23 protein-coding genes are annotated in these 24,004 nt (G+C 64.8%); 8 read left to right on the forward strand and 15 right to left on the reverse strand.

Going from position 1 to position 24,004, the window contains the following annotated elements; genetic code table 11:
* Nucleotides 1-124: 124 nt before the first annotated feature.
* Together ACZ7GB_RS16165 and ACZ7GB_RS16170 are read left to right on the forward strand one after the other, a co-directional pair.
* Nucleotides 125-796: a winged helix-turn-helix domain-containing protein gene (locus ACZ7GB_RS16165; RefSeq protein ID WP_472159508.1), complete on the forward strand. Its 672-nt coding sequence runs from the start codon at nt 125-127 to the stop codon at nt 794-796.
* Nucleotides 796-2,175 carry a sensor histidine kinase gene (locus ACZ7GB_RS16170; RefSeq protein ID WP_078549379.1) on the forward strand — a complete coding sequence of 460 codons (1,380 nt, stop codon included), beginning with the start codon at nt 796-798 and terminating at the stop codon, nt 2,173-2,175. Before ACZ7GB_RS16165 ends, ACZ7GB_RS16170 begins: the two co-directional genes overlap by 1 nt.
* On the opposite strand, the gene ACZ7GB_RS16175 is transcribed toward ACZ7GB_RS16170, so the two are convergent.
* Nucleotides 2,163-3,377 (reverse strand): ROK family transcriptional regulator, encoded by a 1,215-nt coding sequence (locus ACZ7GB_RS16175; protein WP_472159510.1) that lies wholly within the window; start codon nt 3,375-3,377, stop codon nt 2,163-2,165. The two genes, ACZ7GB_RS16170 and ACZ7GB_RS16175, sit on opposite strands and share 13 nt — an antisense overlap.
* A gap of 186 nt (nt 3,378-3,563) precedes the next feature.
* Between ACZ7GB_RS16175 and ACZ7GB_RS16180 the strand changes: the two genes are divergently transcribed.
* The 3 genes from ACZ7GB_RS16180 (at nt 3,564) to ACZ7GB_RS16190 (ending at nt 6,531) form a co-directional block, all read left to right on the forward strand.
* A complete protein-coding gene (locus ACZ7GB_RS16180) occupies nt 3,564-4,574 on the forward strand; it encodes a sugar ABC transporter substrate-binding protein (protein ID WP_078521667.1) in 1,011 nt (336 codons plus the stop codon).
* 101 nt (nt 4,575-4,675) lie between these two features.
* Nucleotides 4,676-5,752, forward strand: coding sequence for an ABC transporter permease (locus ACZ7GB_RS16185; protein ID WP_078521410.1), 1,077 nt, complete (start codon nt 4,676-4,678; stop codon nt 5,750-5,752).
* Nucleotides 5,749-6,531 (forward strand): ATP-binding cassette domain-containing protein, encoded by a 783-nt coding sequence (locus tag ACZ7GB_RS16190; RefSeq protein WP_078521408.1) that lies wholly within the window; start codon nt 5,749-5,751, stop codon nt 6,529-6,531. The genes ACZ7GB_RS16185 and ACZ7GB_RS16190 overlap by 4 nt, the downstream gene beginning before the upstream one ends.
* Nucleotides 6,532-6,831: 300 nt before the next feature.
* Here ACZ7GB_RS16190 and ccrA read toward each other — a convergent pair whose 3' ends face one another.
* A complete protein-coding gene (ccrA, locus tag ACZ7GB_RS16195; RefSeq protein WP_078542614.1) occupies nt 6,832-8,124 on the reverse strand; it encodes a crotonyl-CoA carboxylase/reductase in 1,293 nt (430 codons plus the stop codon).
* Nucleotides 8,125-8,418: 294 nt separating this feature from the next.
* Here ccrA and ACZ7GB_RS16200 point away from each other — a divergent pair, with 294 nt between their 5' ends.
* The 3 genes from ACZ7GB_RS16200 to ACZ7GB_RS16210 all read left to right on the forward strand — a co-directional run bounded on the left by ACZ7GB_RS16200 (nt 8,419) and on the right by ACZ7GB_RS16210 (nt 12,846).
* The gene (locus tag ACZ7GB_RS16200) at nt 8,419-10,389 is read left to right on the forward strand and encodes a protein meaA (RefSeq protein ID WP_472159511.1); all 1,971 of its coding nucleotides are present in this window, start codon (nt 8,419-8,421) and stop codon (nt 10,387-10,389) included.
* Nucleotides 10,390-10,534: 145 nt separating this feature from the next.
* Nucleotides 10,535-12,079, forward strand: a complete 1,545-nt coding sequence (locus ACZ7GB_RS16205) for an ATP-dependent DNA helicase (RefSeq protein WP_472159513.1) — start codon at nt 10,535-10,537, stop codon at nt 12,077-12,079.
* Between the two features lie 50 nt (nt 12,080-12,129).
* Nucleotides 12,130-12,846 (forward strand): SDR family oxidoreductase, encoded by a 717-nt coding sequence (locus tag ACZ7GB_RS16210; protein ID WP_472159515.1) that lies wholly within the window; start codon nt 12,130-12,132, stop codon nt 12,844-12,846.
* Here the strand turns inward: ACZ7GB_RS16210 and ACZ7GB_RS16215 are convergent.
* From ACZ7GB_RS16215 to ACZ7GB_RS16275, 13 genes are all read right to left on the reverse strand, one after another.
* Nucleotides 12,843-13,667: a TIGR02186 family protein gene (locus ACZ7GB_RS16215; RefSeq protein ID WP_472159517.1), complete on the reverse strand. Its 825-nt coding sequence runs from the start codon at nt 13,665-13,667 to the stop codon at nt 12,843-12,845. The genes ACZ7GB_RS16210 and ACZ7GB_RS16215 overlap by 4 nt on opposite strands.
* The gene (locus ACZ7GB_RS16220) at nt 13,667-14,584 is read right to left on the reverse strand and encodes a sulfite exporter TauE/SafE family protein (protein ID WP_078542579.1); all 918 of its coding nucleotides are present in this window, start codon (nt 14,582-14,584) and stop codon (nt 13,667-13,669) included. The genes ACZ7GB_RS16215 and ACZ7GB_RS16220 overlap by 1 nt, the downstream gene beginning before the upstream one ends.
* Nucleotides 14,585-14,662: 78 nt before the next feature.
* Nucleotides 14,663-15,463, reverse strand: a complete 801-nt coding sequence (locus ACZ7GB_RS16225; protein ID WP_472159519.1) for a purine-nucleoside phosphorylase — start codon at nt 15,461-15,463, stop codon at nt 14,663-14,665.
* Complete coding sequence (locus tag ACZ7GB_RS16230) at nt 15,447-16,412, reverse strand: ABC transporter permease (RefSeq protein ID WP_078549367.1); 966 nt, start codon at nt 16,410-16,412, stop codon at nt 15,447-15,449. Before ACZ7GB_RS16230 ends, ACZ7GB_RS16225 begins: the two co-directional genes overlap by 17 nt.
* A 1-nt stretch (nt 16,413) precedes the next feature.
* A complete protein-coding gene (locus ACZ7GB_RS16235) occupies nt 16,414-17,511 on the reverse strand; it encodes an ABC transporter permease (RefSeq protein ID WP_078549365.1) in 1,098 nt (365 codons plus the stop codon).
* Nucleotides 17,511-19,193, reverse strand: a complete 1,683-nt coding sequence (locus ACZ7GB_RS16240; protein ID WP_078542583.1) for an ABC transporter ATP-binding protein — start codon at nt 19,191-19,193, stop codon at nt 17,511-17,513. Before ACZ7GB_RS16240 ends, ACZ7GB_RS16235 begins: the two co-directional genes overlap by 1 nt.
* Nucleotides 19,193-20,182 carry a BMP family lipoprotein gene (locus ACZ7GB_RS16245; protein WP_078521388.1) on the reverse strand — a complete coding sequence of 330 codons (990 nt, stop codon included), beginning with the start codon at nt 20,180-20,182 and terminating at the stop codon, nt 19,193-19,195. The genes ACZ7GB_RS16240 and ACZ7GB_RS16245 overlap by 1 nt, the downstream gene beginning before the upstream one ends.
* 152 nt (nt 20,183-20,334) lie before the next feature.
* Nucleotides 20,335-20,760, reverse strand: coding sequence for a ribosomal protein S18-alanine N-acetyltransferase (gene rimI / locus ACZ7GB_RS16250; protein WP_472159521.1), 426 nt, complete (start codon nt 20,758-20,760; stop codon nt 20,335-20,337).
* Entirely contained in the window at nt 20,760-21,410 is a 651-nt protein-coding gene (tsaB, locus tag ACZ7GB_RS16255) for a tRNA (adenosine(37)-N6)-threonylcarbamoyltransferase complex dimerization subunit type 1 TsaB (protein WP_078549359.1), read from the reverse strand. Before tsaB ends, rimI begins: the two co-directional genes overlap by 1 nt.
* Nucleotides 21,403-21,963, reverse strand: coding sequence for a NifU family protein (locus ACZ7GB_RS16260; RefSeq protein WP_078521382.1), 561 nt, complete (start codon nt 21,961-21,963; stop codon nt 21,403-21,405). Before ACZ7GB_RS16260 ends, tsaB begins: the two co-directional genes overlap by 8 nt.
* 70 nt (nt 21,964-22,033) lie before the next feature.
* Complete coding sequence (locus tag ACZ7GB_RS16265) at nt 22,034-22,492, reverse strand: DUF2267 domain-containing protein (RefSeq protein ID WP_472159522.1); 459 nt, start codon at nt 22,490-22,492, stop codon at nt 22,034-22,036.
* A gap of 3 nt (nt 22,493-22,495) precedes the next feature.
* Nucleotides 22,496-22,951, reverse strand: coding sequence for a universal stress protein (locus ACZ7GB_RS16270; RefSeq protein WP_098412126.1), 456 nt, complete (start codon nt 22,949-22,951; stop codon nt 22,496-22,498).
* 74 nt (nt 22,952-23,025) lie between these two features.
* Nucleotides 23,026-23,892, reverse strand: coding sequence for a branched-chain amino acid aminotransferase (locus ACZ7GB_RS16275; protein WP_078600802.1), 867 nt, complete (start codon nt 23,890-23,892; stop codon nt 23,026-23,028).
* Between the last annotated feature and the right edge of the window lie 112 nt (nt 23,893-24,004).

A 24,004-nucleotide genomic window follows, 5' to 3' on the forward strand; every position in this document is an offset into this window, starting at 1 on the left:
CTAGCCTGTCAGGGACTCTGCGGGAAGATTGCAGACCTGTTATCCTTTTCACCTTTAGGGGAGGGGTGCGTGACTTGTGCGGTGGCATCGGCCACATATGTCGCGAACCGAGAAAGCGAGTGCGATGAAACTGCTGTTGATCGAAGACGACGCGACCACCGCCGATTACGTGCTGCGGGGCCTGCGCGAAGAGGGCCACACGGTCGACCATCTCGCGAATGGCCGCGACGGGCTGACCCAGGCGCTGGGCGGGACCTATGACGTGATGATCATCGACCGGATGCTGCCGGAACTGGACGGTCTCTCGATCACCCGCGCGATCCGCGCCGCAAAGGTCACGACGCCGATCATCTTCCTGACCGCGATCGGCGGGGTGGATGACCGGATCGAGGGGCTCAACGCAGGCGCGGACGATTACCTCGTGAAACCCTTCGCCTTCGGCGAGCTGTCGGCGCGGCTCGCCGCACTGGCGCGCCGTCCGCAGGCGCAGTCGGAGCAGGTGATGCTCGAGGCGGGCGATCTGAAGATGGACCTGATCGCGCGCAAGGTGACGCGCGGCGGGCAAGAGATCGACCTTCTGCCGCGGGAGTTCTCGCTTCTGGAATTCCTGCTGCGCCGCAAGGGCCGGGTGCAGACCCGGACGATGCTGCTGGAGGGCGTGTGGGATCTGAATTTCGATCCGCAGACGAATGTCGTGGAGACCCATATCTCGCGGCTCCGGAACAAGGTCGACAAACCGTTCGAGCGTGACCTCATCCACACCGTGCGCGGCGCGGGCTATCGGATCGAGGGCTGATGAAGGCACGTCTGAACCGCGCGGAAATCCTTGCCTCGACGCCGCTGCGGCAGGCGCTGGGGCTGATGGGGATCGTCTTCGCGATCCTTCTGGTGACGCTGGGCTTTGCCTATGTCGCGCTGCGCTCCTCGACCGAGGATTCGATCCGCGCCGATCTCAAGCAGCAGACGGCGGTGTTTCAGGTCGCGGCCAACCCCGAGACGCTCTCAGTTATCGTCTCCGCGGAGGCGCGGGCCTCGGACCCGTCCGAGCGGGCGATCGCCTTCGTCATGTCGGACGGGCGGCAGGTCGGCAATGTGCGGGTCACGCATCAGGGCGACCGCTGGGTCATCTCGCGGCATCCCGAATATGCGCCGCTCTCGAAACATGGCTATTTCACGCTGACGATGCCGCTTGCGGGTGGCTTGCTGGTGATCGGGGAGAGCCGTGCGCCGATTGCGGAACTGACCTCGACCTTCCTCGCGATCCTCGTTTTCTCCTTTGTGCCGTCGCTGCTGGTCTCTGCGGCCTATGGCGCTTGGGTCGGGATGCGGGCGCGCAAGCGGGTGAGCGCGATCGAAGAGACGCTTGACGATCTGACCGAAGGGCGGCTGGAGGCGCGCGTGCCGCGCGACGAGGTGAAGGCTCGGAAGGGCGACGACCTCGCGCGGATCGGGGCGCGGCTGAACGTGATGGCCGAGACGCAGGAGGCGACGGTCGCGGCGCTGCGTCAGGTTTCCGCCGATATCGCCCATGACCTGAAGACGCCGATGCAGCGGATTTCTGTGCTGCTGTCGGAGCTGCAAGAGGCTTTGCCCGAGGACACGCCGCCCCGGACGCTGGCCGAGCAAGCGGGCACCGAGGCCGAACGCGCGGTGGCAGTGTTCCATTCTCTCCTGCGGATCGCGCAGATCGAGGGCGGCAGTCCGAAGGCGCGGTTCGCGCGGGTCGATCTGGGCGCGCTCGCGGCCGATATCACCGAGCTTTACGAGGCCAGTGCGGAAGAGGCGGGCGGGGCGCTGACCCTGCAACGGCCCAATGCGCCTCTGATGGTGCACGGCGACCGGGGCTTGCTGGGGCAGATGCTGTCGAACCTGATCGAGAACGCGATCCGCCATGGTGGGCCCGCGCCGCAGATCGCGGTGCGCCTGTCTCGCGAGCGCGGCGCAATCATTCTCAGCGTCGCCGATCATGGTCCCGGTATTCCTGCGGCGGAGCGCGAGAAGGTTCTGCGTAGGCTCTATCGGCTGGAACGCTCGCGCACGACGCCGGGCAATGGGCTGGGGCTTGCGCTGGTTCAGGCGGTGGCAGGGCTGCACGAGGCTGAGCTGGAGCTGTCCGACAACCAGCCCGGCCTGATCGTTTCGCTGTGCTTCGCCGCGCCGGGTCAGTCGGCCTGATCGGGCAGGTCGATCTCGGTCAGGAAACGCAGGCTCAGCGGCAGGGTTGCAGCCCCCAGCGCGCGGGCATCGGGGCCCACCTGCCCCTCGCGCACGATCGGAACGCCCGCGCCCGAGAGGTTGATCTTCGCCAGTTCCGCTTCGGTGGCGGCGACGAGCCGCGCGCGCAAATCGTCAGGCATCCAGCCATCGATCACGATCGCATCGAGATCGCACAGCGCAGCCGAGGAGGCGGCGACAGTCGCGAGACCGCGCGCCGCTTTCGCGAGCCAGTCGTCGACGATGTCTTCGGGAAGCTCCCACTCGTCGCGCCGCTCCCAGAGGAAGCTCGCATTGAGACCGCGCTCCGCCATGGCTGTCTCGATGGCTGAGAGCGAGGCCACGTCGAGCAACTGGCATTGCCCGCCCTTGCCATCGGGCACCGGCATCGACGCAAGTGCACCCGCATTGTTGTTGGGACCGGTCACAAGCGAGCCGTTCATCACCAGTCCTCCGCCGACGAAGAAGCCCACGAACGCATAGAGGAAATCGTCCGGCAGGGTCTGATCGCCCAGCAACAGCTCTGCCGAACATGCGGCGGAGGCGTCGTTTTCCAGCACCACGGGGAAGGGATAGATCGCTTCCAGCTCGGCGCGGATGTCGCGCTCGCGCCAATCGGCCATCGCACTTTCGTCGAGGCCGAGCGCGACGCCCCAGTCCCACATCCGGAACGGCGCGCCGATGCCGAGACCCGAGATGCGTTCGCGTTTCGAGGCGGGCAATTCCGTCACCATCCGCGCGATCGCGTCGATGGCGAAGGCGATGGTGTCGGCGGCGGTGGGGTAGTCGTGGCGCGAGACGCTGCGCGAGATCGGTGTGCCCATCATGTCGATCAGGATCACTTCGCTGCGGCGACGTCCGACTTTCAGGCCCAGAAAATAAGCGCCCTCGGGGTTCAGGCGCATCGGAACCGTGGGCTGACCGACCTTGCCGCGCACCGGGTCGCAGCGCAGCAGAAAGCCTTCATCTTCGAGCGCACGCATGATGACGGAAACGGTCTGCGCCGAGAGGCCCGTCATCCGCGCGATCTCTGATTTCGCCAAGGCGCCACGGCGGCGAATCAGCGACATCACCAGCCGTTCGTTGCGGTTGCGCATCGAGGAATGATCCGTGCCAATTTTTACCGGGGCGGTCTTGATCATTTCCATCACGCGCTGGGGCACAGTTCATTCTCCGAGGCTGCTCGCGCTTAAGTTACGCTGAGTATTTATCGGCTTCCAGAGGGTGTTCTGTCAATTAATAAATCCACGTGATTTATCTATTGACGAGTCGCCCTGTCTTCGCACATGATTTGCCTCGAAGCCGATCGGAGAGACGGCTGAATTGTTTCTGGGAGGAGACCTGACATGATGAAGAAAACCGCAATTCTCGGTGCAACCGCGCTCGGTCTGATGGCGACGGGCGCTTGGGCGGAAACCACCGCCTGCCTGATCACCAAGACCGACACCAACCCCTTCTTCGTGAAGATGAAAGAGGGGGCCTCGGCCAAGGCCAAAGAGATGGGCATCACGCTCAACACCTATGCGGGCAAGCTCGACGGCGACGTGGAAAGCCAAGTCGCGGCGGTCGAAAGCTGCATCGCGGCCGGTGCCAAGGGTATCCTGATCACCCCGTCCGACAGCCGTGCGCTTGCGCCTGCGGTTACGAAGGCGCGCGAGGCCGGTGCGCTGGTGATCGCGCTCGACACCCCGTTCGAGCCCGCCGACACCGCCGATGCGACCTTCGCCACCGACAACTTCAAGGCAGGCGAGCTGATCGGTCAGTGGGCCAAGGCGAAAATGGGCGACAAGGCTGCGGATGCGAAGATCGGCTTCCTCGACCTCAACCCGAGCCAGGTCTCGGTCGATTACCTGCGCGATCAGGGCTTCATGAAGGGCTTCGGCATCGACATCAAAGACGAGAAGAAGATCGGCGACGAAGACGATCCGCGCATCGTCGGCCATGACGTGACCAACGGCAACGAGCAGGGCGGCCGCACCGCGATGGAGAACCTTCTCCAGAAGGATCCGGGCATCAACGTCGTCTACACGATCAACGAGCCCGCTGCCGCCGGTGCCTACGAGGCGCTGAAATCGGTCGGCATGCAGGATCAGGCGATCATCGTCTCGGTCGATGGCGGCTGCCCGGGCGTGCAGAACGTCAAGGAAGGCATCATCGGCGCGACCTCGATGCAGTTCCCGCTGAAGATGGCCTCGATGGGCATCGAAGCGATCGCGGCCTTCGCCAAGGACGGCACCAAGCCGCAGAACTCCGAAGGTCTCGACTTCTACAACACCGGCGTGACGCTGATCACCGACCAGCCGGTCGACGGCATCGACTCGATCTCGTCTGAAGAAGGCCTGAAGCAGTGCTGGGGCTGATCCCCGCCTGAAAGACCGGAAGGGCCGCCCCGCGCGGTGGCCCTTTCCTTTGGGCCGCGTGACGGCCCTTCACCCCACATTGCACAAAGAGGATAACGGACATGACCCAGACCGTTCCGCCTCGCGGCCAGTCCTTCGAGCACGGCCTCGACCAAAGCGACAAGACCGTCGCGGCCTTCAAGAGTAAGAAACGCGGGCTTCTCGGCACGATCCAGCACGGGCTGCACGGCAATCCGACGATGGTGCCGGTGATCGTGCTTCTGTTGTCCGTCGCCGTGTTCGGCCTGGTCGCAGGGGGCAAGTTCTTCTCGGCCTTCAACCTGACCCTGATCATGCAGCAGGTCTCGATCATCGGGATGCTGGCTGCGGCGCAATCGCTGATCATCCTGACCGCAGGCATCGACCTGTCGGTGGCCGCGATCATGGTGCTGATGTCGGTGATCGCCGGCAACCTTGCCGTCTACATGGGCGTGCCCGCACCGATCGCGCTACTGATTTCCTTCGCAGGCGGCACCGGCGCCGGTTTGCTGAACGGCTTCCTCGTCACCAAGGTGAAACTGCCGCCCTTCATCACCACGCTCGGCACCTGGTCGATCTTCTACGCGCTCAACCTGTGGCTTTCGGGCGCGCAGTCGATCCGCTCGCAGGATATCGACAAGTTCGCGCCCCTTCTGAAATTCTTCGGCAACACGATTACCGTCGGCAATGCGCGGCTGACCTATGGGTCGGTCCTGATGGTCGTGGTGTTCCTCGTGCTCTGGTATCTGCTGAACAAGACCGCCTGGGGCCGCCACGTCTATGCCGTGGGCGACGACAAGGAGGCGGCGGAGCTCGCGGGCATCCGCACCGACCGCACGCTGCTGTCGGTCTACGGTCTGGCCGGTCTCGTCTGCGCGATCGCAGCTTGGGCCTCGATCGGCCGCGTGGGATCGATCTCGCCGCAGGCCTTCTACGAGGCGAACCTGCATTCCATCACCGCCGTGGTGATCGGGGGCATCTCGCTCTTCGGCGGGCGCGGCTCGATCCTCGGCGCATTGTTCGGGGCGCTGATCGTGGGCGTGTTCCAGTCGGGGCTGCGGCTCGCGAATGTGGACGTGCTCTGGCAGGTCTTCGCCATCGGCTGGCTCATCATCATCGCGGTCGCTATCGACCAATGGATCAGAAAGGTTTCGGCATGACGCAAGAACCCATTCTCACCGCACGCGGTCTGGTCAAACGCTATGGCCGCGTCACCGCCCTCGACGAGTGCGACTTCGATCTCTACCCGGGCGAAATCCTGGCCGTGATCGGCGATAACGGGGCCGGGAAATCCTCGCTCATCAAGGCGATTTCCGGGGCCGTTACGGCCGACGAGGGCGAGATCAAACTCGAAGGCAAACCGATCTCCTTCAAGAGCCCGCTCGAGGCGCAGGATGCCGGGATCGCGACGGTCTATCAGACGCTGGCGCTCTCTCCCGCGCTGTCGATCGTGGACAACATGTTCGTCGGGCGCGAGTTGCGCCGCGCCGGTCCGATGGGCAAATGGCTGCGGATGCTCGACAAGCCCGCGATGCGCGCCTTCGCCCGAGAGAAGCTCAACGATCTGGGGCTGGCGACCATTCAGGATATCGATCAGGCGGTCGAGACGCTGTCGGGTGGTCAGCGTCAGGGCGTGGCCGTGGCTCGCGCGGCGGCTTTCGGGTCGAAAGTGATCATCATGGACGAGCCGACGGCGGCGCTCGGCGTGAAGGAGAGCCGTCAGGTGCTCAACCTGATCCTTGATCTCAAGGCAAAAGGTCTGCCGATCATCCTGATCTCGCACAACATGCCGCACGTCTTCGAGGTGGCGGATCGGGTTCACGTCCACCGGCTGGGCAAGCGGCTCTGCGTGATCGATCCCAAGAACCATTCGATGTCGGATGCGGTGGCCTACATGACCGGCGCGAAGCAGCCCGAGGATGCGAACGAGGCCGCTTGAGAGCAGGCAAGAGAGCCCTAAGCGCCCGGTCGGATCGGCCGGGCGTTTTTCGTTTGGGGGGTGAGGAGCGCGCCCGAGCCTTGGGTGGGTGCTTTGATCGGCGCGTGGCTGCGCGCTTTATCTCGCAAGCCCGTAAGTCATTCGTGCCCGCGATGACGCCGCCAATGCGCCCTCCCGGGGGGAGGGTCGGGCGCGGCCCGGGGCTGGTCGCCCCGCGCCAAGGGCGCCCCCCCCTTCAACCCCCAAAAGAAAACCCGCGCCCTCCCGAGCGCGGGTTTCCCGTGAAACAACAATGGGTGGTCAGTTACGGCGGCCCGCTTCCAGCGCGTCCTCGAAGGTGCGCAGCCCGGTCTTCGGCGCCTGCACCAGCACGGCCATGTTGCCCGGCTTGTGCTCGTTGCGCAGCATCTTGGTGTGGGCCTGCGGGATCTGATCCCACGGGAAAACCTCGGACATGCAAGGGTCCAGACGCCGCTCCACCATCAGCTTGTTGGCCGAGGCCGCCTGCTTGAGGTTGGCGAAGTGCGAACCCTGCAGGCGCTTCTGGTGCATCCACATGTAGCGCACGTCGAAGGTGCAGTTGAAGCCGCTCGTGCCGGCGCAGATCACGACCATGCCGCCCTTCTTCACGATCAGCGTCGAGACCGGGAAGGTCGCCTCGCCGGGGTGTTCGAAGACCATGTCCACGTTCACGCCCTTGCCGGTGATGTCCCAGATCGCCTTGCCGAACTTGCGGGCCTCTTTCAGCCACTCGTTATATTCCGGCGTGTTGACCGTGGGCAGCTGGCCCCAGCACTTGAAGTCCTTGCGGTTGATCACGCCCTTGGCGCCCTGATCCATCACGAACTGGCGCTTGCTCTCGTCCGAGATCACGCCGATCGCGTTCGCGCCTGCGGTATTCGCAAGCTGGATCGCGTAGGAACCCAGACCGCCCGAGGCGCCCCAGACCAGCACGTTCTGGCCCGGCTTGAGCTCATGCGGGTGGTGACCGAACAGCATCCGGTAGGCAGTGGCCAGCGTCAGCGTGTAGCAGGCGGCCTCTTCCCAGGTCAGGTGCTTCGGGCGCGGCATCAGCTGCTGCGCCTGCACGCGGGTGAATTGCGAGAACGAGCCGTCATGCGTCTCGTAGCCCCAGATCCGCTGGGAGGGAGAGAACATCGGGTCGCCGCCGTTGCATTCCTCGTCGTCGCCGTCGTCCTGGTTGCAGTGGATCACCACCTCGTCGCCGACTTTCCAGCGTTTGACCTTGTCGCCCACCTTCCAGACAATGCCGGACGCGTCCGAGCCCGCGATGTGATAGGGCTGCTTGTGGCCGTCGAAGGGCGAGATCGGCACGCCGAGACCGGCCCAGACGCCGTTATAGTTCACGCCCGCGGCCATCACGAGAACGAGCACTTCGTGGCTGTCGATCTCCCAAGTGTCGACGACTTCCTGCTGGAACGACTGCTCGGGCTCGCCATGACGTTCGCGACGGATCGCCCAAGCGTACATTTTCGGGGGGACGTAGCCGAGGGGCGGCATCTCGCCGATCTCGTAAAGGTCCTTCTCCGGCGCATCGTAGGGCGCGATACCGGTTTCCTGATCAAGGGCCATGGCTTTCTCCTGTCTGTCCTTGCCGCGCCGCAGAATCGGGCGGTGTTCGTTCAGAGGGATACGCATGGCCGCGCAACTTTTCAATCCCTCACGTTCCGTTTTTGTAATTTTATGTCCCTCGCGATTTTCGAGATGCGAGCAAACCCCTATTTATAAAGCTTCGCGTCGCGGACGCTGCGTGAAACCAGTCACGCCGCGTTGCAGCGAATTGACAGGATCACAAAATTCAATTTAAACCATCTCAACGCGCAACAATATTGCGCAGCGAAGATTCGTATTCCGATGGAGGCCGCCATGACCGACACGATGCCCGCCAAAGACCGCCCCTGGCTGTTTCGCACCTATGCGGGCCATTCCACGGCCTCCGCCTCAAACGCGCTCTATCGCAACAACCTCTCCAAGGGGCAGACGGGGCTTTCGGTGGCTTTCGATTTGCCGACCCAGACCGGCTATGACAGCGATCATGTCCTGTCGCGCGGCGAGGTGGGCAAGGTCGGCGTGCCGGTCTGCCATCTGGGCGACATGCGTGCGCTGTTCGATGAGATCCCGCTCGAGCAGATGAACACCTCGATGACGATCAACGCGACGGCTCCGTGGCTCCTGTCGCTCTATATCGCGGTGGCCGAGGAGCAGGGTGCGGATGTGTCGAAGCTGCAGGGGACGGTGCAGAACGATCTGGTGAAAGAATACCTCTCGCGCGGCACCTATATCTGTCCGCCGAAGCCCTCGCTCGCGATGATCACCGATGTCGCGGCCTATACCCGCGAGCACCTGCCGAAATGGAACCCGATGAATGTGTGTTCCTATCACCTGCAGGAAGCCGGGGCGACGCCGCAGCAGGAGCTGGCCTTCGCGCTCGCGACCGCGATTGCGGTGCTGGACGATCTGAAAACCAAGGTGCCGGAAGAGGCCTTCCCCGCGATGGTCGGGCGCATCTCCTTCTTCGTGAATGCGGGCATCCGCTTCGTCACCGAGATGTGCAAGATGCGCGCCTTCACCGAGCTGTGGGACGAGATCTGCCGAGACCGCTACGGCGTCGAGGACGAAAAATTCCGCCGTTTCCGCTATGGCGTGCAGGTGAACTCGCTCGGCCTGACCGAACAGCAGCCCGAGAACAACGTCTACCGCATCCTGATCGAGATGCTGGCCGTGACGCTGTCGAAGAACGCGCGCGCCCGCGCGGTGCAGCTGCCCGCCTGGAACGAAGCGCTCGGCCTGCCGCGCCCCTGGGATCAGCAATGGTCGCTGCGGATGCAGCAGATCATGGCCTATGAGACCGACCTTCTGGAATATGGCGATCTGTTCGACGGCAACCCGGCGGTGAGTGCGAAGGTCGAGGCGCTGAAGGACGGCGCGCGGGCCGAGCTGGAGACGCTCGACTCGATGGGCGGGGCAATCGCCGCGATCGACTACATGAAATCGCGTCTGGTGGAATCGAACGCCGCGCGGATCAACCGGATCGAAGCCGAAGAGACCATCGTCGTCGGCGTGAACCGCTGGCAGCAGGGCGAGCCCTCGCCGCTGACCGCAGGAGATGGCGGCATCATGGTTGTTGACCCGGCGGTGGAGCAGGAGCAGATCGACCGTCTGAACGCCTGGCGCGCCGAGCGTGACGAGGCCGCGGTGCAGGATGCGCTCGCGCAACTCAAGGCGGACGCGAAGGCTGGCAAGAATATCATGGAAGCTTCGATCGCTGCCGCGAAAGCGGGCGCGACCACCGGCGAATGGGCAGGCGTGATGCGCGCCGTTCATGGCGAGTATCGCGGCCCCACGGGGGTCTCGCGCTCGCCCTCGAACCAGACCGAAGGGCTCGACGATATCCGCGAGGCCGTGGATGCGGTGAGCTCGCAGCTGGGCCGTCGTCTGAAATTCCTCGTCGGCAAGCCGGGCCTCGACGGCCACTCGAACGGCGCCGAGCAGATCGCCTTCCGCGCCCGCGATTGCGGCATGGACATCACCTATGACGGCATTCGCCTGACGCCGGAACAGATCGTCGCCAAAGCCATCGAGGACGAGGCGCATGTGGTGGGGCTGTCGATCCTGTCGGGCTCGCATATGCCGCTGATCGAGGAGTTGATGGAGCGGATGCGCGCCGCTGGCCTCGACCATGTCCCGGTCGTCGTCGGCGGGATCATCCCGGATGAGGACGCGAAGAAACTGCTGAGCTTCGGCGTCGCGCGCGTCTATACGCCCAAGGATTTCGAGCTGAACCGGATCATGATGGATATCGTGACGCTCGCAACCCCGGCCGAGAAGGCCGCCTGAGCGCGCAGCCCGTTTGGGATCGGGAAGGAGCAGGCGTCTTCTTCTCGACCCAAATATCCCCGCCGGAGGCTCCCGGCGTCGGACCCCGCGAAAACCGCGCCCTTTCGCCCTTCCGCCCGCTAAGGCGCGCAGGTAAGGTCGCGCCATGACGCCCCCCATGATCCAGTTTTCCGAGGACCAGGCCGAGGCTTGGGATGCCGTTGCTTCCGCGCTCGAGGCGGCAGGGGTCGATATTCTCGAAGGCTCGATGACGCCGGAAAGCGGCAGCAATCGCGTGCTTTCGGTGATCGGCAAGGCGGGGTCGGGCAAGACGCTGCTTCTGGCGGAGCTCTATAAAGCGTTGGAGGCGGCAGGCGTCGATCTGGTCTCGGGCGATTTCGAGGGCAAGCGGCGCCGCGAAAAGCGCACGCTGGCGATCCTCGCACCCACGAACAAGGCGGCGAGCGTCTTGCGCTCGCGCGGCGTGCCCGCGACGACGATCCATCGCATTCTCTACACCCCCGTCTACGATCCCGAATACGAGCGGATCGCGGAATGGCTGACCGGGCAGGGCGAGCGGCCCAAGCCCGAATTGCTGATCGAGATGGGCCTGACCGAAGCGACGCTCGACCGGGCGAAAGCCTTCTACGAGCTGCATAAATCGATCCCGGCGGCGCTGGCCTCGGCGGGGCTGCGCGGCTCGGATTTCATCAATGGCTGGAAGCGTCGCGAAGACCCGCTCGATATCGGGTTTGTCGATGAGGCCTCGATGCTCGACGAGCGCCAGTTCGACGATCTGCGCGAAATTTTCCCGACGCTGGTGCTGTTCGGCGACCCGGCGCAGCTGGCGCCGGTGAACCAGTCGGGCGAGATGGTGTTCGAGCGTCTGCCCGACGAGCGAAAACACATCCTGCACCGCATCCACCGGCAGGCCGAGGATAACCCGATCCTCGATCTGGCGCATATGCTCGGCGATGAGAACCTGACCTTCGAGCAATTCGAGCGTGAGATCGAGAAGGCCGCCGCCAAGGACGACCGCGTCGTCTGGGCCGAGCGGGTGGAGAGCGATCTGATGGCGCGCTCGCCGGTGCTGGTCTGGCGCAACGCCACGCGCATCCGGCTGATCCACGCCTTCCGCGCCGCGCATTCCGCGCCAGCCGACATGATGCTGCCGGGCGAGCCCTTGATCTGCGACGGGATCGAACTGCCGGTGAAGCACCGCAAGAAGCGGATCGATCTGGAGGCGCGCGGTCTGATCAAGGGCGCGCAGGTGATCTATCTCGGCCCCGGCAAGAAGCCCGGTTTCTCGCGGCTGCATGTGATGGGGGCGGAAGATCCGCGGCTCTCGGCGGCCTCGATCGTGAAGATCGAAATGCCGGACGAGGAGGAGCCGTTCATTCCGTTCGCGGCCCGGATGGGCGCGACCTTCCTGCATGGCGCGGCGGTGACGATCCACAAGGCGCAGGGCTCGCAATGGGAAGACGTGCAGGTCTTCGCGCCCGATATCTACGCCGCCTACCGGGCAGGGCGCATCGAGGCGGGCATCCCGCTGTGGAAGCGCCTCGCCTATGTCGCGATCACCCGGGCGCAGCATCGACTCTTGTGGGTGGTGCGGGCGCGGTTGGCGCGGCCCTCGGCGCCGCTGACCATTGACGACCTGCCGAAAGGCGGCGGTAAGCTGGAACTGAAAGCCGAACCGCAGGACGGATAGGGCAGGAGCCTCCGGCGGGGATATTTGAGCCAAGGCGAAGGAGGGGCGAGATGGGCGTGATGGTGGTGACCGGGGCGAGCGCCGGGATCGGGCGCGCAGTGGCAGAGGCCGCGCTGGCCGAAGGCTGGCAGGTCGCCTGTCTGGCGCGCTCGGAGGACAAGCTGGCGGAGGTCGCCGCGCAAGGCGACGGGCTGGCGGTGGCTTGCGATGTGAGCGATGCAACAGCGGTGGAGCGCGCCTTCGCCGAGGTGGTCGCCAAGTTCGGGCGGATCGACGTGCTGTTCAACAATGCCGGGATGTTCCCGTCTGCGGCCTTGCCCGACGAGGTTACGCTGGAGGATTGGGACGCCTGTATCGCGGTGAACCTGACGGGGATGTTCCTGTGTGCCCGGGCCGCTTTCGCGCAGATGCGCAAGCAGGCGCCGCGCGGCGGGCGGATCATCAATAACGGCTCAATCTCGGGGCAGGTGCCGCGCGCGAAATCGCTCGCCTATACGACCACCAAACACGCGATCAACGGTATGACCAAGCAGATCGCGCTGGACGGGCGCGATTTCGACATCGCCTGCGGCCAGATTGACGTCGGCAACGCGCGCACGGGGCTACTGGCCAATATGGATTCGGCGGCGACCAAGACGGCGGAGCCCACGATGGACGTGGCCAATGTCGCGCGCTCGGTGCTGCACATGGCCGGGCTGCCGCTCGAGGCGAATGTGCTCAACATGACGGTGATGGCGAGCGCGATGCCCTTCGTCGGGCGCGGTTAACGCACGAAGCGGAAGATCGCGGCGGCGGCCCAGCCTGCGAAGACGGCAAGCGCCAGCGACAAGAGCCCGTAGAGCGCCGCGTTCTCATGCGCGAGCGTGTAGAGCCAGCGCTCCAGCCCGACTTTGCGCACCTCGATCGCGGATTGGTATTTGTCCACCAGCTTGCCGTCGCGCAGCAGGAAGATACGCGTCTTGTAGTCGCCCTCGGTGAGGTTCGCAGGCAGCGCGAAATCGGCGCGGAACAGCGTGTTGTCCACGATATGCACGCCGCCGGTCTCGAGCTTGTAGAGCCCCTGCTCCTTTCGGATATCGACGAGCGCTTCGGTGAAGGGGATCGAATCGTCGACGGTGATCGGACCGGAGAAAGCGCGCATCGCGAGCGGAATCGAGATCCGCTGCTGGGTGTCGGTGCGCCGATCGAGGATGCCGCCGAGCGGGCCGGACGTGGCGACGGCGTAATAGCTGGGGGCTGCGGCGACGCCGACCGAAGCCGTGTTCACCCAGATCCCGAATTCACGCGATTTCTTGCGGATGGTGACCGGGCCGAGCGGCCCTTCGAGCGTCACGATCACCGCGAGTTTCTGCCCTTCGGGCTCCGGCTTCTCGCGTTTGATGGCGCCGTAGATCAGGATCTGGCTGCCGTCGAAGGAAGTGGTGATCCCGATATTGTCGCGGCTGAGGCCCGCCACGATCTGCTCATCGGGTTCGGGGCGATTGGTGATCGGCATGCCCGGACGCGCGGGCAGAACCTGTTGGTCCTGTGCCAGAACGGGCAGGGCGACAGCGCAGAGGCCGAGGGCGAGGAGGGCGGCTCGGATCATCATTCGCCTCCCGTCGCGATGGAGTAGAGGTTGCTCGGATGCAGCACGAGGTCGAGGCCGAGTTTGCCCGCGACGAGGATCACCAGCAGCGCCAGAAGGATGCGCAACTGTTCCGCCTTGAGGCGCGCGCCGAGACGCGAGCCGATCTGTGCACCGATCACGCCGCCGACGATCAGCAGGAGCGCCAGCATCACGTCGACCGTCTGGTTGGTGATCGCGTGCATCAGCGTGGTGAAGGCCGACACGAACAGGATCTGGAACAGCGAGGTGCCGATCACGACCTTGGTCGGCATGTTCAGCAGATAGATCATCGCCGGGACCATGATGAAGCCGCCGCCGACGCCCATGATCGCCGCGAGGATACCGACTGCGACCCCGACGAGCAGCGGCGGGATCACCGAGATATAGAGGCCCGAGGCCCGGAACTTGAACTTGAAGGGCAGCTTGTGGACCCAAGTGTGCTGCACGCGTTTCTTGCGCACGCCACCGCCCTTGCGCTGCTTTTGGATGGTGCGGATGCCCTCTTGCAGCATCAGAAGGCCGATCAGGCCGAGGAAGACGACGTAGCAAAGCTGCACCGCGAGGTCGATCTGGCCCAGCTCGGTCAGCAGGTTGAAGACGTAGATGCCGCTGGCCGAGCCGAGCAGGCCGCCCACCAGCAGCACGAGCCCCATCGGAATGTCGACCGCCTTGCGCTTGAGCTGTGCCAGAACGCCCGACACGGACGAGGCGACAACCTGGTTCGCGCCGGTGGCCACGGCGACGGAAGGGGGGATGCCGATGAAGAACAGAAGCGGGGTGATCAGGAAGCCGCCGCCCACGCCGAACAGGCCCGAGAGCAGCCCAACGATGCCGCCGAGCCCCAGCAGGGTGAAGATATTGACCGAGACTTCGGCGATGGGCAGGTAGATCTGCATGAGCTGCACCCGCTGAGGAGGTTGCATCGTTAGTGTCCCCGAAGGGCAGGCGAAGTCAAACCCCGCCGTGCCGCAGGGTTACAACTGTTGCAGATATCGTCGCAAAACCTGTTCGAGCTTGGCCGCGCCCATCGGCGCGATCGCCTTGGTCTGCTCGTGGCTGATATTTTCCTGCGCCATGCCCGCCCCCATATTTGTGATGACGGAAACGGCGGCGACGCGAAGGCCGAGGAACCGGGCGAGGATCACTTCCGGCACGGTCGACATGCCCACCGCGTCGGCGCCGAAGACTTTCGCGGCGCGGATTTCGGCGGGGGTCTCGAAGGTCGGGCCGGAGAACCAGCAATAGACGCCTTCGGGCAGTTCGATCCCTTCGGCCTTGGCGGCGGCTTTGAGCCCGGCGCGGATCTCCGGGTCATGCGCCTCTGTCAGCGGCACGAAGCGGGCATCCGAGGGCTCGCCGATCAGGGGATTGTTGCCCGAGAAGTTGATGTGATCGCTCAGCATCATCAATCCGCCGGGCTGGATGTCCTCGCGCAGGCTGCCGGCCGCATTGGTCAGCAGCAGGCGCTCGCAGCCGAGCTCCTTGAGGATCTCCAGCGGCAGGCGCATCTCGGCGGGATTGCCGTGTTCATAATAGTGAACCCGACCGCCGAAAACCGCGACGCGGACGCCTTCGAGCGTGCCGATCACCAGCTTCGGATTGTGTCCCGAGACGCCCGCATGAGGAAAGCCCGGAAGCTCCGAATAGGGGATCGCCACGCCCTCGACCTCCTCGGCCAGATGGCCGAGGCCGGAGCCGAGGATCAGGCCGAGGCGCGGGGCCTCGTCGCCCGCACGCTCGCGGATCAGTTGCGCGAGTTCAGCGCTCTTTGACATAGGGCTGCCCCCCTGCACGCGGCGGGATCGCCTTGCCGATGAAACCCGCGAGGATGATCACGGTGAGGATGTAGGGCACCGCCTGCATGAACTGGATCGGCAGGGTTACGACGCCCAGATCGATATTCGGATAGCGGTTCGAGATCGCTTCCAGCAGGCCGAAGAGCATCGTGGCCCCAAGCGCCGGAACGGGCCGCCATTTCGCGAAAATCAGAGCCGCGAGAGCGATATAGCCGCGCCCGGCGGTCATTTCCTTCACGAAGCCAGCCGCCAGACCGGTTGCCAGATAGACGCCGCCCAGACCCGCCAGAACGCCGGTGATGGCGACGGCGGTGTAGCGCATCCGAATGACCGAGATGCCTGCGGTGTCGACCGATTCCGGGTTCTCGCCCACCGCGCGCAGGCGCAGGCCGAAGCGGGTGCGGAACAGCACCCACCAGGTGATCGGCACCATCGCGAAGGCGACATAGACGAGGATCGAGTGTCCCGAGATCAGGTTCGAATAGATCGGACCGAGGAAGGGTACATCTTGGACCGCGTCGGCGCCGGGCAGGGTGATCGGATCGAAGCGCCCGTTGCCCGAGAGTTGCGGCGTGCGACCACCCTGATGGAACCAGCTTTGCGCGATCAGAACGGTAAAGCCCGAGGCAAGGAAGTTTACCGCGACGCCGGAGATCAGCTGATTGCCGCGGAAGGTGATCGAGGCGAGGCCATGCACGAAGGCGAGGCTCATCGAGCCTCCGACGCCTGCGAGAAGGCCAAGCCACGCATTGCCCGTCACCGCCGCGACCGCGCCGGAGAAGAAGGCGGCCATCAGCATCTTGCCTTCGAGGCCGATGTCGAAGATGCCCGCGCGTTCCGAGAACAGGCCCGCGAGGCAGGCGAGCAGCAGCGGCGTGCCGAGGCGAACGGCGCTATCGAGAATTTCGATGATCGTTCCGAAATCCATCTCAGGCCTCCTTCCGGGCGTTGGCGCGCGCGACGAAGAAGCTCTCGATCGGTGCGCGCAGCATGTTGTCGAAGGCCCCGGTGAACAGGATCACGAGCGCCTGGATCACGGTGATCAGCTCGCGCGGGATCGTGGTTTCCAGCGCCAGCTCGCCGCCGCCCTGGTAGAGGAAGCCGAAGAGAAGCGCGGCGAGGAACACGCCGAACGGGTGGTTGCGGCCCATCAGGGCCACTGCGATCCCGATGAAGCCCGCGCCCTCGACCGAGTTGAGCACGAGGCGATGCGCCTCGCCCATCACGTTGTTGATCGCCATCAGGCCTGCGAGGCCGCCCGAGATCAGCATCGCCGCCATCACGATTTTCACCGGCGAGATGCCTGCATAGCGCGCTGCCGACTCCGACCGCCCGAAGGCGCGGATTTCGAAACCCAGTTTGGTGCGCCAGATCAGCACCCAGACGAGGTAGCAGGCGAGGATCGCCACGAAGAACGACACGTTCGCCGGGACCGATTTCGAGAAGAACTGACCGACGAGCGGGAAGTCATGGAAGGTCGGCAGATGTGTCGACGCGCCGAAGCGCGCGGTGGCCGGGTCCATCGAGCCGCGCGGACGCAGCACGTTGACCAGCATGTAGTTCAGCACCGCCGCGCCGATGAAGTTGAACATGATCGTTGTGATCACGATATGGCTGCCGCGCTTGGCTTGCAGATAGGCCGGGATCGCCGCCCAAGCCGCGCCGAAAATCGCGCCGCCCGCCATCGCTGCGATCAGTGCGATGGTCCAATGCGGCCACGGGAAGGCCAGCAGCACCAGCGCCACGCCCAGACCGCCGAGCGTCGCCTGACCCTCGCCGCCGATATTGAACTGGCTGGCGTGATAGGCGACCGCGACCGCGAGGCCGGTGAAGATGAAGTTGGTCGCGTAATAGAGCGTGTAGCCCCAGCCATAGGGCGAGCCGAGCGCGCCCGAGACCATGACCTTGATCGCCTTGATCGGGTCTTCGCCGATTAGCAGCACCACGATCCCCGAGATCACGAAAGCGATCAGCAGGTTGAGGAGCGGAATCAGGGCCACATCGACCCATTTCGGTGTCTTTTCCATTATTGGCTCTCCTCGGGCGCGGCGATCGTCCAGCCGTCCATGCCGCGCACGTCCTCACCGCCCATGCCCGCCATCAGGCAGCCCATGCCGGTCTGCGTGGCGGTCTCGACGGGGCCGATGCCCATGATCTGCCCGTCGAACATGACCGCGACCCGGTCCGAGAGCGCCCGGATCTCGTCAAGCTCGACCGAGACCAACAGGATCGCGGCGCCTTGGTCGCGTAGTTCGATGATGCGTTTGTGGATGAATTCGATTGCGCCGATATCGACGCCGCGGGTGGGTTGGCCCACCAGCAGCAGCGCCGGGCTTCGTTCGATCTCACGCGCCAGCACGATCTTTTGCTGGTTGCCGCCCGAGAAGCTCTTCGCGGGCAGGGTCGGGATCGGCGGGCGCACGTCGAAGCGTTCCATCGCCTCGGCCGTGTGGGCGACGATCCCCGCATTGTCCATGACGAAGCGGTTCTTCTGATAGGCCGGATCGGAGTGATAGCCGAAGACCATGTTCTCCCACGCGGCGAAATCGAGGATCAGCCCGAGACTGTGGCGGTCCTCAGGAACGTGCGAGATGCCCCGGCGGCGCCGCGACTGGCCGTCGCTATGCTTGCCGGTGAGGTCGATCTCTTCGCCGTTGATGCGGATGTTGCCGGTGCCCTTGGCGAACCCGCCGAGGATTTCCAGCAGTTCGGACTGGCCGTTGCCCGCCACGCCCGCGATGCCGAGGATCTCTCCCGCACGGATCTCGAGATTGATGCCCTTGAGGCGCTCGATCCCGTCTTCGTCCTTCACGCGGAGGTTCTCGACCTCCAGCACGGTCTTGCCGGGCTGCGCAGGCGTCTTGTCGACGTTGAGCAGAACCTTGCGGCCCACCATCAGCTCGGCCAGTTGCTCGGGCGAGGTCTCGGCGGTCTTCACCGTCGCCGTCATCTCGCCGCGACGCATCACGCTGACCGTGTCGGTGATCTCCATGATCTCACGCAGTTTGTGGGTGATCAGGATGATCGTCTTTCCTTCCTTGCGGAGGAAATCGAGGATGCGGAAGAGGTGATCGGCCTCGGCGGGCGTCAGGACCCCCGTCGGCTCGTCGAGGATCAGGATATCCGCCTGACGATACAGCGCCTTGAGGATTTCGACGCGCTGCTGGTGGCCGACGGAGAGCTCTTCGATCTTCTCGTCGGGATCGACGTTGAGCTCGTATTCCTCGGCGAGGCGCTTGAGTTCCTTGCGGGCCTTGGAGAGCGAGGGGCGCAGCAGCGCGCCATCCTCGGCCCCAAGGATGATGTTCTCGAGCACGGTGAAATTCTGCACCAGCTTGAAATGCTGGAAGACCATGCCGATGCCGGCGCTGATCGCAGCCTGGCTGTCGGGGATATGGGTGTGCTTGCCCTTGATCCAGATCTCGCCCGCATCGGCTTTGTAGAAGCCGTACAGGATCGACATCAGCGTGGATTTACCCGCGCCGTTCTCGCCGATGATACCGTGGATCGTGCCGGGCATGACCCGGATCGAAATGTCCTTGTTGGCCTGCACCGTGCCAAAGGCTTTCGAGATGCCTTTCAGCTCGATCGCGGGCGCGCCCGTGGGCGTGGCGGCAGCGTGGGCCGCTTCGGCCGCATCGCTGGCGTTTTCAGTGGCAAGGGCGGCAGTTGCCTGCCGCCCCGCGTTGTTCGACTCTGTTGTGCTCATCACTCGACCGGGCAGCTGTCGTCCGACATGTAGTCATGCACTTCGATCTTGCCCGACGCGATGTCGGCTTTCGCCTGCTCAACGGCTTTTTCCATCTCGGGCGTGACGAGCGACTTGTTGTTGTCGTCCATCGCGACGCCGACGCCGTTCTGGGCCAGACCCATCACCTTGATGCCCGGCTTCAGATCGGGGCCCGCCGAGAACGCGTCATAGACGGCGTTGTCGACACGCTTGAGCATCGAGGTCAGGACCTTGCCCGGGTGCAGGTAGTTCTGGTTGCTGTCCACGCCGATCGACAGGACGTCGCCATCCGCGGCTGCCTGCAGAACGCCGATGCCGGTGCCGCCGGCGGCTGCGTAGATCACGTCCGCGCCCTGGCTGATCTGGGCCTTGGCGATCTCGCCGCCCTTCACCGGGTCGTTCCACGCCGCCGGGGTGGTGCCGGTCATGTTCTGGATGACTTTCGCGTCGGGGTTCACGGCTTTCACGCCCTGAACGTAACCGCAGGCGAATTTGCGGATCAGCGGGATGTCCATGCCGCCGACGAAGCCGACGGTGCCGGTTTTCGACGCCATCGCGGCCATCATGCCGACGAGGTAGGAGCCTTGCTCTTCCTTGAAGACGATCGACTCGACGTTGGGCTGGTCGACGACCATGTCGACGATCGCGAACTTGGTGTCGGGGTAGTCGGGAGCGACGGTGTTGAGCGTGTCGCCGAAGGCGAAGCCGGTCATCACGATCGGGTTGGCGCCCGACTCGGCGAGTTTACGCAGGGCCTGCTCACGCTGAGCTTCCGACTGCATTTCCAGTTCCTTGTAGGAGCCGCCGGTCTCTTCGGCCCAACGCTTCGCGCCGTTGAAGGCGGCTTCGTTGAAGCTCTTGTCGTATTTGCCGCCCAGATCGTAAATGATCGCGGGATCGGCCAGCGCGGCCCCGGCGCTCAGCGCGAGCGCGGTCGCGGCGCCAAGGAACTTGGTGAAATAGGTCATGGATTACTCCCGAACGTTATGGCCCTGTTGGATAAGCCTGTTGGCGCGCTCGGTTCAGCGCGCGGACAGGCCGATTTGGGCAGAGCTTGCCAAGGGGGTCAAGCGTCAAGTTGTGGATGACGCGAGGTCGCAAGACAAATTTGATTGAACGGTCAGCTTGTCGCTCTAGCGAGCGGCAAAGTGAGAACCAGCGCGTCGATGCGATCGCCCTCCGGGTTGCGGTAATACCTCTTGCGACGCCCCGATTCCTTCCAGCCGGTCGCGGCATAAAGCGCGCGCGCGGCGTCGTTCTCGGCGGAGACTTCGAGGAAGGCGCTTTTGGCCCCCAGCGCTTCGGCTTCCTGTGCGAACCGCTCCACCAGCGCGCGGCCCGCGCCGTTGCGGCGGCCTTTCGGGTCGACCGCGAGGGTCAGAAGCTCGGCTTCGCCCGCGATGACGCGTCCCAGCAGGAAGCCTCGGTTTTCGTTCAACAGGAAGGTGCCGGGGCCGCGCATCAGATCCCGGAATTCGGCCTCGGTCCACGGGCGTGGTGTGGTGAAGCAGGCGGCATGCAGCTCGGCGAGGGCTTCGGCGCGCATCAGTCGAGGATCCTTGGCGGCGGATCGGAGGGGGGCGCGGCATCGGCCGCACGCAGATAAAGCGGTGCCGGGCGTTCTCCGGGGATGAATTCGCGAGAGGCCGCGATCCGTGCGATGGCTTCGGCAGGCGCGAAAGCCGCGGGTGCGGCGGCGGCCCCGATCCGTTGGGCGACCTCCTCGGCGGCAGTGCCGATGCAGGTCAGGCCGGGTTCGGCCAGACCTTCGGGCAGGGCGTCGAGCTCATGCAGATCCAGCGGGATGGCCTGTGCGGTGCGGAACCCTTCGAGATAGACGCGTTCGCGCGGCGCTGCGACGGCGGCAAGCACCGGACCTTCGCTGCCGAATTGCGCGGCATCGGTGATCGAGACGCCGAGCGCTGGCGCTCTCAGGCTCAGCGACAGCCCACGTGCGGCAGAGACGGCGATGCGGACACCGGTGAAATTTCCCGGCCCGATCCCGACGCCGATCCGCGTCAGGTCGCGCCAGCCGACGCCCGCCTCTGCGAGCACCTCTTCGAGAAGCGGCATCAGCCGTTCGGCCTGTCCGCGTCCCATTTCCTCGTGTCGCGAAACGAGGCAGTCATCACCCGACAGCAAAGCGGCCGCGCAATGCGCGGCCGATGTGTCGAAGCCTAGCGTCAGATCAGGCATTGACCGGACGCACCTCTGAAACCTCGGGGATATAGTGTCTGAGCAGGTTCTCGATCCCCATCTTGAGCGTCAGCGTCGACGAGGGGCAACCGGCGCAAGCGCCCTGCATGTGCAGGTAGACCACACCACGCTCGAACCCGTGGAAAGTGATGTCGCCACCGTCCTGCGCCACGGCCGGGCGCACGCGGGTGTCGAGCAACTCCTTGATCTGCGAGACGATCGCGCCGTCCTCGCCGTCGTGCTCGGCATGGCCCGAGGGCGCAGCTTCGCCTTCGATCACCGGGGCGCCGGATTGGAAATGCTCCATGATCGCGCCGAGGATCGCCGGTTTCGCGTGATCCCAGCTGGTCGCATCGTCCTTCGTCACGGTCACGAAATCCGAGCCGAAGAACACGCCGGTCACGCCGGGCACTGCGAAAACGCGCTTGGCCAGCGGCGATTTGGCCGCCGTCTCGGCGGTGGGAAAATCAGCGGTGCCGGTCTCCAGCACGGTCTGGCCGGGCAGGAATTTCAGCGTCGCGGGGTTCGGGGTCGTCTCGGTCTGAATAAACATCGCGTGCCTCCTTGGCTTGCCGCTCATATGCGCCTTCCGACTGAATTAATCAAGTAATCGCGGCTATGCGCTAGATGATGCGCGGCGCGATCTCGGCGGGATCGGTGATCTCCGGGCGCCAGAACGCCTCCGCTTCCGGTCCGATCCGCGCGAGAGCGGCCTCGAAGTCACGATGATTGACATGGCGCCAGAGCGCAAAGGCGGTGGCCTCGATGGCGTTATCGGGGGTCAGGTTGTGATGCGGGCGCAACGCCTGCGCTTCGCGGGTCATCTCGGTCCGGCTGCCGAACGGGCGCGGCGTCGCCATCACATCCCAGTGATACAGGAAGATCGCGCGCAACACCGCAGGCAGGCAATCGGCGAAGGCGATGGCCTCGACAGGGCGCAGCCGTGCACGGAAGGTGACGAAGACGCCCTCCACCGCCGTGTAGGTCATATTGTCGGATTCGAGGCCCATCCGATCGCGCGCATCGGCGAGGAAGGAGGCGAACTCCTTCTGCGCATGGCGATAGGTCCAGGGCATCGGCATCGGTCAGGTGATCTGTTCGAGCTTTTCCTTCGACATCTCGCCCGGCACGATGGTCAGCGGGCAGGGCAGCGTGCCCGCCTGCTTGACCATCTGGCTGACCAGCGGCCCCGCACCGCCCTTGCCGGAGCCTGCGCCGAGAACCAGCACGCCGATCTCGGGATGTTCGTCCATCACGCCGATGATCTCGGGCACCGGTTCGCCCTCGCGGATCACCAGTTCCGGCTCCACGCCCTGACGGTCGCGCATCCATTTCGCGAAGACCTCGAAATGCGCCTCGATCCGCTCGCGGGCTTCTTCGCGCATGATCTCGGCCACGCCGATCCAGTGCTGGTATTCGTCGGGCGGGATCACCGAGAGGATGATCACGCCGCCGCCGGTATGGTTCGCGCGCATCGCCGCGAACCGCATCGCGTTGAGGCATTCGCGGGTATCGTCGAGCACAACCAGAAACTTGCGCATGGCTCCTCCGGGACGGGGTGTTCGTGGATCATCGCCCGGCGCGAGGTCTTTGGCAACCGCGGGGGTGTCGAGGCTCAAAGCGGCGACCCTTGTGCCCAGTCCATATAGGCCTCGCGCGCCCGCTGGGTGCCCTTGCCGGGCGTGTAGCTGACATCGTCGAAGCCCGCGACCGGCGTGACCTTGGCGAAGTTGCCGGTCAGGAAGACCTCGTCGGCATTGCGGAAATCGTCGAGCGTCAGCACCGCTTCATGCACCGTCTCGCCACCCTCGCGCAGAAGGCCCATGATCCGTTTGCGCGTGAGCCCCGCGAGGAAGGTGCCGTTCGGCATGGGCGTGAAATACTCGCCATCCTTCACCATCCAGACGTTTGCGGTCGCGCTTTCGGCGACGTTGCCCATCGCATCCTGCACCAGCGCGTTGCCAAAGCCCTTGCGCTGCGCCTCGACCAGCATCCGGGCGTTGTTCGGATAAAGGCAGCCCGCCTTCGCATCGGTGACGTTATCGGCCAGAACAGGACGGCGGAACTGCGTGGTGGTCAGCGTCGTCGACTTGCCGGGGTCGGGCATCGCCACCTCTTCGAGGCACAGCGCGAATCCGGTCTCGCCGGGCTTCGGCGCCACGCCCAGATCGGAACCCGCAATCGCCCAGTACATCGGGCGCACGTAAACGGCGGCACCCTTGTCGTATTTCCGCAGGCCCTCGCGCGCAATCTCGACAATCTCCTCGGCGGCGAGAGTCGGCGTGATCATCAGCGCCTCGGCGGAGCGGTTGGTGCGCGCGCAATGCAAGTCGAGATCGGGCACGACCCCGTCGAAAAGCCGCGCCCCGTCAAAGACTGAGCTGCCTTGCCAAAGCCCGTGATCGGCGGCGCGCATGACGGCGATATCGCCCTCGTGCCATGCGCCTTCGAACCAAGTGCGGATGTTTTTGCCGAATGCCATCGGTGCCTCCTTCGTATCGGGCGCGATCCAACCACTCGCGCCCCGCGAAGTCCATACGACCGATTGTATCGGTGTCAGGTGTCGTGAGGTCCGGTCATGGGAGCGGGGCTGC

The sequence above is a fragment of the Thioclava sp. PTB-PU3-1 genome (assembly GCF_055666785.1).

Excerpts from the sequence above, each read along its gene's own strand:
- ACZ7GB_RS16260 (WP_078521382.1), bottom strand. The coding sequence starts at position 21,963 with ATGTTTATTCAGACCGAGACGACCCCGAACCCCGCGACGCTGAAATTC.
- ACZ7GB_RS16185 (WP_078521410.1), top strand. The coding sequence starts at position 4,676 with ATGACCCAGACCGTTCCGCCTCGCGGCCAGTCCTTCGAGCACGGCCTC.
- ACZ7GB_RS16180 (WP_078521667.1), top strand. The coding sequence starts at position 3,564 with ATGAAGAAAACCGCAATTCTCGGTGCAACCGCGCTCGGTCTGATGGCG.
- ACZ7GB_RS16225 (WP_472159519.1), bottom strand. The coding sequence starts at position 15,463 with ATGTCAAAGAGCGCTGAACTCGCGCAACTGATCCGCGAGCGTGCGGGC.
- ACZ7GB_RS16270 (WP_098412126.1), bottom strand. The coding sequence starts at position 22,951 with ATGCGCAAGTTTCTGGTTGTGCTCGACGATACCCGCGAATGCCTCAAC.
- ACZ7GB_RS16220 (WP_078542579.1), bottom strand. The coding sequence starts at position 14,584 with ATGCAGATCTACCTGCCCATCGCCGAAGTCTCGGTCAATATCTTCACC.
- ACZ7GB_RS16210 (WP_472159515.1), top strand. The coding sequence starts at position 12,130 with ATGGGCGTGATGGTGGTGACCGGGGCGAGCGCCGGGATCGGGCGCGCA.
- ACZ7GB_RS16165 (WP_472159508.1), top strand. The coding sequence starts at position 125 with ATGAAACTGCTGTTGATCGAAGACGACGCGACCACCGCCGATTACGTG.
- ACZ7GB_RS16205 (WP_472159513.1), top strand. The coding sequence starts at position 10,535 with ATGACGCCCCCCATGATCCAGTTTTCCGAGGACCAGGCCGAGGCTTGG.
- ACZ7GB_RS16240 (WP_078542583.1), bottom strand. The coding sequence starts at position 19,193 with ATGAGCACAACAGAGTCGAACAACGCGGGGCGGCAGGCAACTGCCGCC.
- ACZ7GB_RS16200 (WP_472159511.1), top strand. The coding sequence starts at position 8,419 with ATGACCGACACGATGCCCGCCAAAGACCGCCCCTGGCTGTTTCGCACC.
- ACZ7GB_RS16245 (WP_078521388.1), bottom strand. The coding sequence starts at position 20,182 with ATGACCTATTTCACCAAGTTCCTTGGCGCCGCGACCGCGCTCGCGCTG.
- tsaB (WP_078549359.1), bottom strand. The coding sequence starts at position 21,410 with ATGCCTGATCTGACGCTAGGCTTCGACACATCGGCCGCGCATTGCGCG.
- ACZ7GB_RS16275 (WP_078600802.1), bottom strand. The coding sequence starts at position 23,892 with ATGGCATTCGGCAAAAACATCCGCACTTGGTTCGAAGGCGCATGGCAC.
- ACZ7GB_RS16190 (WP_078521408.1), top strand. The coding sequence starts at position 5,749 with ATGACGCAAGAACCCATTCTCACCGCACGCGGTCTGGTCAAACGCTAT.
- ccrA (WP_078542614.1), bottom strand. The coding sequence starts at position 8,124 with ATGGCCCTTGATCAGGAAACCGGTATCGCGCCCTACGATGCGCCGGAG.
- ACZ7GB_RS16215 (WP_472159517.1), bottom strand. The coding sequence starts at position 13,667 with ATGATCCGAGCCGCCCTCCTCGCCCTCGGCCTCTGCGCTGTCGCCCTG.
- rimI (WP_472159521.1), bottom strand. The coding sequence starts at position 20,760 with ATGCGCGCCGAAGCCCTCGCCGAGCTGCATGCCGCCTGCTTCACCACA.
- ACZ7GB_RS16170 (WP_078549379.1), top strand. The coding sequence starts at position 796 with ATGAAGGCACGTCTGAACCGCGCGGAAATCCTTGCCTCGACGCCGCTG.
- ACZ7GB_RS16235 (WP_078549365.1), bottom strand. The coding sequence starts at position 17,511 with ATGGAAAAGACACCGAAATGGGTCGATGTGGCCCTGATTCCGCTCCTC.
- ACZ7GB_RS16265 (WP_472159522.1), bottom strand. The coding sequence starts at position 22,492 with ATGCCGATGCCCTGGACCTATCGCCATGCGCAGAAGGAGTTCGCCTCC.
- ACZ7GB_RS16230 (WP_078549367.1), bottom strand. The coding sequence starts at position 16,412 with ATGGATTTCGGAACGATCATCGAAATTCTCGATAGCGCCGTTCGCCTC.